This window comes from Pseudobutyrivibrio sp. OR37 (assembly GCF_900113655.1).
Taxonomy (GTDB): Bacteria; Bacillota; Clostridia; order Lachnospirales; family Lachnospiraceae; genus Pseudobutyrivibrio.
Genome location: NZ_FOQF01000035.1, coordinates 1 through 12,593, shown reverse-complemented (window position 1 = coordinate 12,593; position 12,593 = coordinate 1). Strand labels below are relative to the sequence as shown.

The 12,593-nt window shown below is 43.2% G+C and carries 9 protein-coding genes and 1 pseudogene; 2 read left to right on the top strand and 8 right to left on the bottom strand.

Going from position 1 to position 12,593, the window contains the following annotated elements; genetic code table 11:
• Window positions 1-187 precede the first annotated feature (187 nt).
• The gene (locus tag BM097_RS13800; protein WP_090551404.1) at window positions 188-2,437 is read right to left on the bottom strand and encodes a glycogen/starch/alpha-glucan phosphorylase; all 2,250 of its coding nucleotides are present in this window, start codon (window positions 2,435-2,437) and stop codon (window positions 188-190) included.
• A gap of 184 nt (window positions 2,438-2,621) precedes the next feature.
• Between BM097_RS13800 and BM097_RS13795 the strand changes: the two genes are divergently transcribed.
• Window positions 2,622-3,488, top strand: a complete 867-nt coding sequence (locus BM097_RS13795) for an AraC family transcriptional regulator (protein WP_090551400.1) — start codon at window positions 2,622-2,624, stop codon at window positions 3,486-3,488.
• A gap of 13 nt (window positions 3,489-3,501) precedes the next feature.
• Here the strand turns inward: BM097_RS13795 and BM097_RS13790 are convergent, their stop codons facing one another.
• The 7 genes from BM097_RS13790 to BM097_RS13760 all read right to left on the bottom strand — a co-directional run bounded on the left by BM097_RS13790 (window position 3,502) and on the right by BM097_RS13760 (window position 12,300).
• Complete coding sequence (locus tag BM097_RS13790) at window positions 3,502-4,626, bottom strand: ABC transporter permease (protein ID WP_090551397.1); 1,125 nt, start codon at window positions 4,624-4,626, stop codon at window positions 3,502-3,504.
• Between the two features lie 477 nt (window positions 4,627-5,103).
• The gene (locus BM097_RS13785) at window positions 5,104-6,324 is read right to left on the bottom strand and encodes an ABC transporter permease (RefSeq protein WP_090551394.1); all 1,221 of its coding nucleotides are present in this window, start codon (window positions 6,322-6,324) and stop codon (window positions 5,104-5,106) included.
• A 4-nt stretch (window positions 6,325-6,328) separates the two neighbouring features.
• On the bottom strand, window positions 6,329-6,994 hold the full coding sequence (gene ccmA / locus BM097_RS13780; RefSeq protein ID WP_090551391.1) for a heme ABC exporter ATP-binding protein CcmA: 666 nt from the start codon (window positions 6,992-6,994) through the stop codon (window positions 6,329-6,331).
• Complete coding sequence (locus BM097_RS13775; protein ID WP_090551387.1) at window positions 6,981-8,093, bottom strand: hypothetical protein; 1,113 nt, start codon at window positions 8,091-8,093, stop codon at window positions 6,981-6,983. Before BM097_RS13775 ends, ccmA begins: the two co-directional genes overlap by 14 nt.
• 25 nt (window positions 8,094-8,118) lie before the next feature.
• Window positions 8,119-10,335: a transglutaminase-like domain-containing protein gene (locus tag BM097_RS13770; protein ID WP_090551383.1), complete on the bottom strand. Its 2,217-nt coding sequence runs from the start codon at window positions 10,333-10,335 to the stop codon at window positions 8,119-8,121.
• Window positions 10,265-11,233, bottom strand: a complete 969-nt coding sequence (locus BM097_RS13765) for a DUF58 domain-containing protein (protein ID WP_242944721.1) — start codon at window positions 11,231-11,233, stop codon at window positions 10,265-10,267. The genes BM097_RS13770 and BM097_RS13765 overlap by 71 nt, the downstream gene beginning before the upstream one ends.
• Window positions 11,234-11,328: 95 nt before the next feature.
• The gene (locus BM097_RS13760) at window positions 11,329-12,300 is read right to left on the bottom strand and encodes an AAA family ATPase (RefSeq protein WP_255406678.1); all 972 of its coding nucleotides are present in this window, start codon (window positions 12,298-12,300) and stop codon (window positions 11,329-11,331) included.
• Between the two features lie 119 nt (window positions 12,301-12,419).
• Between BM097_RS13760 and BM097_RS16115 the strand changes: the two are divergent.
• Window positions 12,420-12,593: pseudogene (locus tag BM097_RS16115) on the top strand (ISNCY family transposase); the annotation flags it as partial.

The following is a 12,593-nucleotide window of genomic DNA, read 5'->3' as shown; positions in this document are numbered from 1 at the left end:
AATTTTCACAGAGATGTAACAGAATAATCGTTGACTTTTGGGAAAGTAGGTAGGTTTTTTAGGGCGGGGGTTCCCCCCTCATCAGTCAGCGGAGCTGACAGCTTCCCCCCCGGGTGGGGGAAGCCTAGAACGGGAAGCCTAAAAAAAGGCAGGACCGAGGTGGTCCTGCCGGGGGGTATTGTTTATTTTATAGGTGCCAGATGTCCTCGTTGTACTGGGCGATGGTTCTGTCGCTTGAGAAGAAGCCTGCGTTTGCGATGTTTTTGATCATCTTGCGGCCCCACTCGGTGCGGTTTTCGTAAGCCTTGTAAGCCTTTTCCTTTGTTTCGCAGTAATCCTTGAAATCTGGGAAGGTCATGAACCAGTCCTTGTTAAGAAGCTCGTTGTAGAGTCTCTCAAGGTTCTCCTTCTTGCCCACTTCCATCAGTTCGTCTGATACGATGAAATCTACGCACTTCTTGAGGTTTGCATCCTTCTCGTAGTAGTCGCGTGAGCAATAGCTAGCATCAGCGTAGCGCTTGATAACTGTATCTGAATCCTCACCAAAGATGAAGATGTTGTCGTCACCTACGAATTCGTGCATCTCCACATTAGCACCATCCATTGTACCGATGGCAACAGCACCGTTAAGCATGAACTTCATGTTTGAAGTACCAGATGCTTCCTTAGATGCAAGTGAAATCTGCTCGTGGATATCGCATGCTGGGATAAGCTTTTCTGCAAGTGTTACGTTGTAGTTTTCTACCATAACCACCTTGAGATATGGGCTTACCTCTGGATCATTGTCGATAATCTCTGACAGGCAGAGGATAAGGTGAATAATATCCTTTGCGATTACGTAAGCAGGAGCTGCCTTTGCACCAAAGATAACTGTAATTGGACGTGCTGGCTTCTTGCCTTCCTTAATCTCGAAGTACTTGTTGATTACGTAGAGGGCGTTCATCTGCTGACGCTTGTACTCGTGTAATCTCTTAATCTGAATATCGTAAACACTGTTGTCGTCGATGTTGATTCCCTGTGTCTTTGCAATGTAGTTCTTGAGAACTGTCTTTCTTGAGCTCTTAACGTCTAAGAATCTCTGAACAACAGCATCATCGTTCATGTACTGCTCAAGCTTCTTAAGCTCTGTAGCATCCTTCTTGAAGCCTGGTCCGATTAACTCTTCGATAAGCTTTGAAAGCTCAGGGTTAGAGTAAAGTAACCATCTACGGAATGTGATACCGTTTGTCTTGTTGTTGAACTTCTCTGGGTAGAGCTTGTAGAATGCGTTAAGCTCTGTGTCCTTAAGAATCTCTGTATGAAGTGCAGCAACACCGTTTATAGAGATACCGTAGTGGATATCCATGTGTGCCATGTGTACAAGACCATCCTTGATGATATCTACTTCTGGGTTGTTGTACTTGATATGAATTCTGTTATGAAGCTCGCGGATGATAGGCATAAGCTGTGGAACAGCCTTCATCATAAAGTGGATTGGCCACTTCTCAAGAGCCTCTGCAAGGATTGTATGGTTTGTGTATGCGCAGCACTTTGATACTACGTCGATAGCCTCGTCCATTGTAAGTCCTCTAATCTGAAGCAATCTGATAAGCTCAGGGATTACCATAGATGGGTGTGTGTCGTTAATCTGGATTACAGCATAATCTGCAAGGTCGTGAAGGTTTGAACCCTTTTCAACTGCCTCGTCCAAAATAAGCTGTGCAGCGTTACTTACCATGAAGTACTGCTGATATACTCTAAGCAATCTTCCGTTATCATCTGAATCATCTGGATAAAGGAAAAGTGTAAGATTCTTTTTAAATTCACTCTTATCAAAGTTGATTCCCTCTGTGATGATGCTCTCATCTACTGTATCAACATCGAAAAGATGAAGCTTTGTAGTAACTGAATCATAGCCTGTTACATCGATATCGTACATGCGGCTGGTTACATTAAAGCCACCGAAATCAACGTGGTATGTGCGCTCTGTCTTTGTCATCCAGCTATGGTCGTTCATCCATGGGTTTGGCTCTTCTGTCTGAAGATTATCCTTGAACACCTGCTTGAAAAGACCCATGTGATATGCAAGACCTACGCCATCACCGTTAAGACCAAGTGTTGCAATTGAGTCGAGGAAGCATGCTGCAAGACGTCCTAAACCACCGTTACCAAGTGAAGGCTCAACCTCGATTTCCTCAATCTCTGCAAGTGACTTTCCGCAAGCTTCAAGCTCTGACTTTACCTCGTCATAAAGTCCCAGGTTAATAAGGTTATTTGAAAGAAGCTTTCCAATAAGGAACTCTGCACTGATGTAGTAGAGCTTCTTTTTGCCGCCGGCGATTTCCTTGTTCTTTGCCTGATCCTTTACGTACTCTAGAAGACCAATGTAGATTTCCTCGTTTGTGCACTGATCCATGTGGCGGCCGAAGCGCACCTTGATGTATTCGTTTGCTGTCATGTTATCCTCCTTAAATTTGCCCCTCATCAGTCAGCTGCGCTGACAGCTTCCCCCCAGGGGGAAGCCTTTTTGCGGGTATGTATCAATCAACTTTAATTGCATTATAATGCTCATGACGGACATTTTACTTGCCTTATACGACTAAAAAGTGATACTATACTATCATCTTAGAAGGAGACACCCCATGATTAATATTAACGAATACCAGGCAATACATGAGAATAAAAGCCACTTTGACTACAACATTCCATACAACACCTATCCTTGTACTATCCCACTGGATTTTGACAGTGTGCCTTTGCATTGGCATGAGGATGCGGAATTTATTTATATAAAAAAGGGTGCGGGAATCATTGTAATTGATGGCAAGGAGCATCAGGTGAGTGCTGGGGATATTGCGTTTATTTTACCTAGTACAGTACATGGGATTTATCAGTTTGAGAATGAGTCTATGGAGTACGAGAATATCATTTTTGACTCAAAGATGTTTTCTTCTACTCTGGATGATTTTTATGATAGTTTTCTATTGCCATTTTTTGAAAGTGCAGTGGAGATTCCTGTTATATTTAGGCCTGGAGTAACTGGCTACGAAAGTATCAAAAGATATCTGGACAGCAATGACAATATTTCCAGTCACCGCGAGGGCGCTTGGGGGCTGGCTATCAAGGGCAACATGTATCTACTGCTTTTCAATCTGGTTACCATTTACGAGCAGCAGATTGACACATCTACCAAGAAAAAAATAGACAAGCTAAAGCCAGTCATCAAGCACGTGGAGCTACACTATGGTGAGCCTACCACCGTTGAGGAAATGGCAAAGCTTGCCGGATTTTCCGAATCTCATTTTATGCGATTTTTCAAGGAAGCCTTTGGCGTCAGCTTTATCACCTATCTAAACGACTACAGGCTTTCCATGGCTGCGCGCCTGCTACTATCTACCGAGGATTCTGTACTTAATATCTCTCAGCAGGTAGGTTTTGAAAATCTGTCTCATTTCAACAGGCAGTTCAAGAAGAAGTACAGCAAAACCCCGAGGGAGTACAGAGGGTAAATAAAGAGTCGCCTCATTTTCTAATCTTGTGAATTATATTCCATATTATTAGCAGGGCTATGCCAAACAGCATCAGAGTTTTCAAATAATAGTCATCGTGGATGCTGTATAAATAGTGAAATGTAGGGCATATCTTTTGGAATGTCCTGCCGGCCTTTATATCTATAAAAACTGGCGAAAGCAGGGCTGTGGCCATGATTAGTATTGGTGTTATTATGCCCAGTCCCTTTATAGAGCCGACGATTTCGCGAAGTATGCTTGCAAGGCAAATCAGGGTGAAATCATAAATAATGATTGTCAGGATTTCCCTGGATAGGGATGTGTTAACGCCGCCCATTTTTAGCCCCACCAGAACCATGATTGTAGGGATGAGCATTATCACTCCATAGTAAAAAAAGTCTCGCGCCACTGAAATGGGTGCTTTCCACCAGATGAATAGCCCATTTTTGTCATCCTCAATGTAGTACATGGATGCCGCGATGGATAGGGTTAGCAACCACAGGGCTAGTATGCCTCTTAGGGGCATCATTATATAGTTTGTATCATCGTTGTTTTTGTTTTGGTAATCATCCAGATAGCCTAGTTCAAAAAGATTGCCGTTTATTTCATAGCTATCGAAGGTATCTAGGATTTTTTCCCGCTGTTCTTCAGTTGGGTCACCTTTGTACAGCTTGCCTGAGATGTAGATGGATGCCATCTGCCTTGCCAGACTTTCATACACTCTGCTGTTAAGTACCTCCCTGCCTAACAAATGGGATAACCCCTGCTCTCTTATTATGATTTCTATTTTTTCATCTGTTTGTCCTGAAGCTACTATGTTTTCCACGGATTCATCCAAATTATCAGGGCATATCCACCCTTCGGAAAGCTGCTGTGATTTTACATCAGCTATCAGCTTTTCACTGTCATCATAAAATATATATCTAAAACTGCCTGGTGTAGTTTCTATGCTTTCCTTTAGGGCGCTGCTGGCGTAATCATCCCCTGGAATATAAACACCTATTGTCATAAGCCCAGCATCACCGTGGCTCACCCCTTTAAGTGCCAGTACCATCAGTGGCACTATGGCCAGCATCACTATATAGCTTTTCTTTTTAAACAGTCGCTTTAAAAGCAGCAAATATCTTGTAAGAATCATTTTTTTCTTCTCCTAATAGCATCATTTTAATGCAATATCTGGCTACTTAAGTGACCAGAAGGAAATTTGATTTTTCACTTAACAAAAAATCTCATCAAAGTTAAGTGAAAATGAGATTTTTATTTTTTCACTTAAAATTGCAAAACCCTGTTAAGTTTTCTCAGCAGAAAAAATTTTTCACTTAACTTTTTAGTGCTTTTTATAGTCTAATTTGGGAATAGTTAAGTGTGGATAATTAAAATCTATTTCTCACTTAACAGGTTTTTAAGTGTGAAATTGGAATTCTCTAATAAACTTAACTTTACCTAAAAATATTTATGTATAGTTAAGTGAAAAAATTTTTTTCTTTCTCACACTTAACCCCTTTTCCATTTTTTAAGTGGAAATGGAAAAAGCCAGAATAAACTTAACAGTAAGCCCCGTGAATTCATTACTTCTTATGGGTTACTTAAGGGAAAATGCCCACAAGAAGCTATACTACCATGATATACGCCTTTTTCTGATAAATACCGAGATTGCTATGAACGCAACGGTATAAACCGCCATACCAACAGCGGGCCAGCCAAAATCCCTGCCTGCCACCACACCTCCTACGTATGAAAATGCGGCGCCTGTTGGGATAAGCTCTCCTGCCCGTTGCAAAAGCTTTGGCAATATGCTCTTAGGATAGAAATAGCCGGACGCATAGGCGCCTGCCAGATACAAAAGAAATGTCACCAGCACTTTGTTGATAACGCCTACCAGTGTTTCGTATAGAAAATAGCCCATGGCCGAAAACATAATGGTGGCGAGCATGATGCCTGTAACCATTCTGGCTGATATATCTAAGTGGATATTGGCGAAATGTCCTGCTGCAATAGCAAATGACAGCACCACCCCGATGCTAATTGCATTCACTGTCAAAAGTGGAATGAATTCCCCCAGCACCTGCTGCACTGGGCTGATTCCCTTGGCCGCCAAAAATTTGTACTGGCCATTGTTCTTCCCAGTGAAGAATGACACTGCGCACATTGTAAGAAGCAATGCAAAAAATAAAAACATGCTTATAAAATAATACTCTAAAGTAGTCAGTCCATCTGATATGCCCAGCTCCGTAACATTGGAGATTTCCCCGCGAAGCATCATAGTGTCTACATAAGCCATGAAGATTTCGTATGCCGCCATGTAGACCTCGGACTGTTCATAGCCTTCCTCTTCCATGATTTTCCTAAGTGTGCAGATTCCCTTTTCCGAAGGAACCATGATGTTTGCCGCAACCAGCGCTATCTCATCCATCATCACATTAGATATGCCCTTTTGCCCTGATGTGGCATAGTATTTTAGCTTGGTATCATTTGTCATGTCATCTATCGCATCAACAAATTCATCCGTAATTACGATATAGGCTGATATGTCTGCATTGCGAAGGGCAGCCCGCGCCTCGTCCTCATCATCAAACTGAACCAAATCCAACACATACTGCATATCATCTTCTGTCTCTAGCATGTGCACACCCAGGTCTAACAGCTCGTTTTCGGTGTTGCCTACAATCCCCAGCTTATAGCGCATCTGCTCCGACTGATATGCCTCGCTATTGACCACCGAATAGAATGCCGCAGATAGCAAAATAGCCACCAGGGCAATCATCAAAATGATGCCTGGCAGCAATTTAAAAATCCTCTTATATTGAATTAGCAAATATTCTTTGAACCCTATCATAACATTACAATCTTCCAATCAAATGTGGAATATCCCCGTCGTATTTATAGTCTACAAGTACCCCGTCCTTGATGATATAGCACTTATCGCACAGCTCTATCTCCTGCACCTCATGGGTGGCTATAATCATTGAACCGCCTTGGTCTTTATACCTCTCGAAATAATCGTATATCTTTTCCTTACACTCCAAATCCAGGCTGGCTGTTGGCTCGTCTAAAAGCATCAGCTTTGGATTGGTGTTCATGGCGCAGCCCAGGCACAGGCGTTTTTTCATGCCGCCAGACATCTGGTGTACAGGAGTTTTGATGAACTGATCCACCCCCAGTAGCTTCAGCACGCCAGAGCTTAGCTCCTTTTTCAATCTGTCAGAGCTGTACCACATCCTAAGATTATCCCAAGCAGTCAGCTCTGTAATCAAGGGCATTTCCTGTGGCACATAGGCCACCAGCTGATTCTTAAGCTTTGTGTTTTTAAGCATGTCCTTGCCGTCTATATTGAAAAAGCCGGCGTCACATTTTTGAAGACCAGCAAGTATGGTGAGCAAGGTGCTTTTGCCGCTGCCGTTTGCCCCTAGTATTCCTACTATTTGGCCGGGCTCCACCACAAAATCTACACCTCTAAGGACCTGCTGCTTGCCATAAGATTTATGTATATTTTTAATCTCTATCATTGTGACGGACTCCTATTAGTGTTTCGTAGTCGTAATTGTTATAGAACTCCCTTTCAACCTTGATATACTCCTCATAATTATCCACAGTCAGCTCGTCGGTGCCTGCGTAGAGCCATGCGAGGATTTGACTATTAACCCAATCGCCGTGATGGCATTCGTCGCTGTAGTTATCCAGGTCGCAGGTTAGGTCGAATTCGGTGTTGAAGGAATATAGATGGATATTGTCGCACTCTAACATCAGGCTGATGGCATATTCTTCGGCAGATATGAAGCGGTCTAAATTTCCCAATTCCTTCTGGGAGCCCCACCATGCCACGGAATATGGAGTGAGGTAATAGTAAAATTCCACGTCGGGATTTGCCTTTGCAAGAGCCACTACGTTTTGGGTGATGTTGGCCTTTACCATCTGCTGCACTTCATCCACGTATGGTTGAACTACCTCTGGCTCCTTGTATTCTGTCCTGTCGCCTAGCACTATATCTGCGCCAAATTTAGTATCAGGCTCATCCATCCAGTTGGCGTAATCATCAAAGGATGTGATGCCGGCTGGCTGACCTGCTTTGGCATCCTTTAGCATTGGCAGGCAGATGCTGAAAAGAATATCCTTATTGAAGAAGTATTTCACATCATTAAATGGATTATTGTCGTAAAGATAATCTGGGTAAGAGCCCAAATCGTTGCGGATTCTATCCTTATCATCCATAAGATATGCATAGTCCAGCGGGCGCACCACTAGCTTCAAATCAGGATTGTACTTTATCGCCTTTGCGATATTGTCGTTTTGCTCCTTGTAGGTGCCACCTGCAAATGGGACCTTGATAGAATTCACGCCAAAAAGCTCGTCCAGTTCGCTGGTTTTGAAATTTTCCGCCATTGATGTGCCGATAATCATGGCATCGTAATCAAAGTGACGAATGATGCCATCGTTCTGGCTTCGCTCGTTATCTAGCGTATAATATAGCCCCTTCAGAGGCTTATGATAATGGAAATATGGGTCTACCACGCAAATAACAGCGGCCTGTGCTACGAGAAGCGCCAATAAAGCCGCCATCATTCCGATTAACCAATTTTTTGTATTTATATTCTTTGCCTTTTTCATAGACTACAGTATAACATATTTTCCCCTATGAATTGCCAGTATGAATAATTTCTGCAAGTTCATGAATGCTTGCGCTATCCTCGGGGGTGATGGTGCCCACCTTGCCTCCGTATAAAACCTGATAGTACAAATCAAAGCTATGCTGCACCTGCGGGCGAATGCCCTCGGCGGCCAGCTGCAGATAGTCCGATAGCAAGCCTCTGTCCTCCAGTGTGGCATCAGTGTTTTTAACCAACTGCTGCTTTATGTTTTCCACATCTATTATCAATCGCTCTTCGATGGAAGCGTGCTTGTATTTCAGATATCTCACCAAAATAGTGATGGCTATTGCCAGTGCTATCAGCACCACGATGGATAAAACTATTACTGCCACTATCGTAATTACGAAGCGTTTATCCACGTGCTCTTTAGCAGTATCACCACCTGATGGGATGGCAGGAACTGTCTGGGCAAAGGCTTCATTTAACGCAGCATTATCTGCTGATGTTACCCCCTCACCACGATGCCAGGTGAGCTCTTCACTGTTGTAGTAGGCTCTGGTAGGTTCAAAAGGCAGCCAGCCTACCCCTTCAATATATGCCTCGGGCCACAGATGGGCGCAGTTTGCCTGCACCACATATTCCTTTTCGGCTTCAAATGGATACACGTATCTGAAGCCAGACATGGCTCTTGCGGGGATGCCTGCCTCCCTTAAAAGCATCACCATGGATGCTGTATAATGCACGCAGTAGCCTTCCCTGGTATCAAACAAAAATCTGCCCGCGATATCTGCCATGCCATCTACCGTAGCAAGAGTAGAGTCATCGTTATAGCCACCCTCGGCATCTGTTGTGTATGGGTATTGCCTTAGATAGGCTTCAATGAGCTTGCACTTATCGTAATCCGTATTTGCGGATTTTGTTATTTCCGTTGCAAGAGCATGTAGCTTATTATCCTCCTGTGGAAGCTCTTTATATTCCGACAAATCGTAATCTGCCAGCAGCTCTTCATATTCCTGCTTATGAATTATTTCCGATAAATCCAGCCTGTAGGTTTGGTTGGCATATTTACACATTTCCTCGTAAGAAAGAGGTGTATTATCCACATTTTCCTGACGACACAGGTTTACAAATTCAGGGCTGCCGTAATCTATATCTAAATAAAGAGTGTCCTCCTTATAGCCTTTCTTGTGAAGCTCTCCCTCTGCAGCGTCCATGGCTATCACGCCCCACGGAACTATCTCATCACTTGTGGTTAGATAAATATACTCAATAGAAAGCTTTGATATCTGTGAGAAAACACTAGCCTCGCTTCTATTCACCTGATGATTATAAAGAAACTGCAAAAAACCTATCAGCTGTCTGTTATCCACCCCCTGCTGTCCCTGCAGATAAATCACCTTTCGCCCCTTCATCTGCTTGCCAGTGGCTACATCTGTGTAGATGTGATATGGCACCTGTGGCGTGGTGAGCTTTAGCTGTTTTTTGCTGGATTTTTTCACTCTGCCACCTGAAACCGCAAGGCTGCTGTAGCCTGTACTGTAGCTTCCGCCATCGTACAAGCCTGAAAAATAATAGGCGGCATTATCCGAGGCAACTGCGATTTTTCCCGCCAAGGATTCCATCCTGCTCCAATCAAATGGCTCTGGCTTTACAGGGATTACAAAAGTGATCAGGCATAACAATAGAAAGAAGTGGAAGGGAAAAGCTCCTTTGTTTTTCTCCACCAGAATTTGCTGAATTGATGATAAAGATATAGCAATGATAGCTGCAAACAGCAGGCGATTTATCGCATTTACGTTTCCAAAGGAATCATAAAAATACCATAAAAATACTGCTGCACCTGCAAGCAAAAATATGCCGTATTTGATAAGCTGCTGGCTCCATCCCACCAGCCCAAACAAAAGCCTCATAGCCGTGGCAACTATTAAAGCCCACAGCACCACTATATGCTGATTTTTTAAAAGCAGCACTCCAAGTGGCAGAGCCACAATCACTGAAAGCACTACCACCATTTTGCCATCTTCAAAAAGATTGATTATAAATCCTATGCCACAAAACAAAAGATAGAATAAAGTGGTACAGATTATAAAGCTGTTTCTTTCTATAGAAACTGGGCCAAAATCAAAAAGCTGATAAAGCTCCACCCCCATAGCTGCAAGAATAAACACAAATATAGCAGCCCTCAGCTCACTAACATATCCTACAGAATTCTTCATTCTCTTTTGGATTTTCTTTAACAACAATCCAAGTATCTTCCCCATAGACACCCTTCCCCTGATTATTCAAAGCATTCTTCAAATCCTGATAAACACTAGGCGAATTGTAAAAAATGCCATCTGCAACAATGCTATAAAATTCTAAAAAGCTCTTTTTGGAATCCACCCGAAACTGTGAAACCTTTCCTGCTGGGTAGATGAATTTTACCGGCATCTCCTGGCTTGCAAAATACCAGGCAGCCGACACTATAAATTCTAAGAAAAAATCCCTACGCTTCAGGGCTGTCAAAGTGTATTTGTCCTCTTCCTTTTCATCAGCCAACAGAAGCATGGTGACGGTTTGGCGCTCCATATTGTCAGGCAGCCTTACCATAATATCCCCCACCTTGGCGGACACCTTCCAATTGATAGAATGAAGGCTATCCCCCACTGCGTATGGCCTGATATCGCTGCCAGGGATTTCCTGGACAAGCGTATCGCTCCTAAGTCCTCTATTATTAAAGATATTTTCAATCTCTATAGCATGGCTTGCCACATCCGTTATCTGTGGGCTCACCACAGCCCTAAAGTGATATGGCACATCAAGTGTGACCTGATAAATTCCGAAAGGATCCACCAATGATATTTTTTCTATTCCCACAAAATAGGCACCTGCATATTTACAGGTTACTTCCGACTTTAGCTCTAGCTTTTCCTTTGAATTAAGGCTGTACAGCTGATTGCTGGAAAGATTTGCCAAAGTGCATCTATCTTCATATAGATATATTCCCAGCTTGTACACAGGAAGGATTCCAGCATTTTCGATGGTTGCCCTATAGGAATGAAGCTCGTTCCTCACCACCTTTACAGAATCGATTTCCTGATACACCTTAAGATTAACGTAATTAATTATCGTATATGCGATAGACAGTGGCAGCAACAGCACACTTGCGTACAGCAGCACATAAGGCAGCGGTCCCCCGTAAAAGCTTACAAAAACCACACTGCCTACCAAAGCCAGCGCATATATGACTATCCTGTTTTTCCTGAATTCAACTATCATGAGACTTTAACCTGTCCTAAGATTCGCTCCATCAGGGCTTCTCCGGAAATATGGTTCATCTTTGCTTCTGTGCTAAGGATGATTCTGTGAGACAGTGTAAGCTCCCCTGCCTTTGCAATATCCTCTGGCACGCAGTAATCCCTGTCCTCCAAAAATGCCAGTGCCTGAGCGCAGCGAAGCAAAGCCAGCAACGCTCTGGAGGATGCGCCGCATTTTATCTCGGGGTAGATTCTTGTGGCCTCCACCAACTGCACCGCATAAGACGTCAGCTTCTCGTGGATGGTCACCTTTTTCACCTGAGAGCGCATAGCCATAATATCCTCTCCACTAAGCACCGCTACAGTCTTCTCATGGAGATTTCCTTCAATAAAGCGTTTTGCCATATCCTCCGAAGCTGATGTGGTAGGATAGCCCACGGATATTTTCATCATAAATCTATCAAGTTGTGATTCTGGAATTGGATAAGTGCCTGCCATTTCTGCAGGATTTTGAGTGCCGATAACCATAAAAGGCTTAGGCACAAGGATTTGCTTGCCGTCGATAGTCACAGCCTGCTCTTCCATTACCTCTAAAAGAGCGGACTGAGTTTTTGGAGATGTTCTGTTTAATTCGTCCACCAGAACTATATTGTTTACCACTGGGCCAGGAACCGTCTGAAAGTTGCCGGTGCTGGCATTATATATTGATAGGCCTGTTATATCAGATGGTGTGGTATCTGGCGTACATTGTATTCTGGCAAAGGATAGTGACAGGGAATCTGCCAGTGTCTTGGCAAGAGTGGTTTTGCCCACACCTGGCACATCCTCTAAAAGCACATGCCCCTCTGCCAAAAGAGCCGTAATCAGCTTGTCAATTACATCGCCTTTTCCCACAATGCGCTGCTCCATGGCAGCTTTCAGCTTAATGACCTTTTCGTTCATAATATCCCCCCATAGTATAATCTTTATTAGGCGTTTGCAAAACGCCACAAGCCGCGTAAATGCGGCATTTTTTGTTAACTAAAAAAGAATAACTCCCCACTGATATGGTACAATAGAATTGACGAGAAACCACTGTACTAACCAAGAAAGGAGTTATTCTGATATATATGATACCATATAAACAGCTTTCTTTGGCTGATATTTATTCAGACTGCCAAGATAAACTTGAAAATGACAAGCCTGCGTTTCTGGCTCTATTAGAAACCTATATCAATCTTGATGAAATTATCCCGATTTCTTTCAGAAATCATTTCTATGCATCAACGGGCAGAACCCGTAAA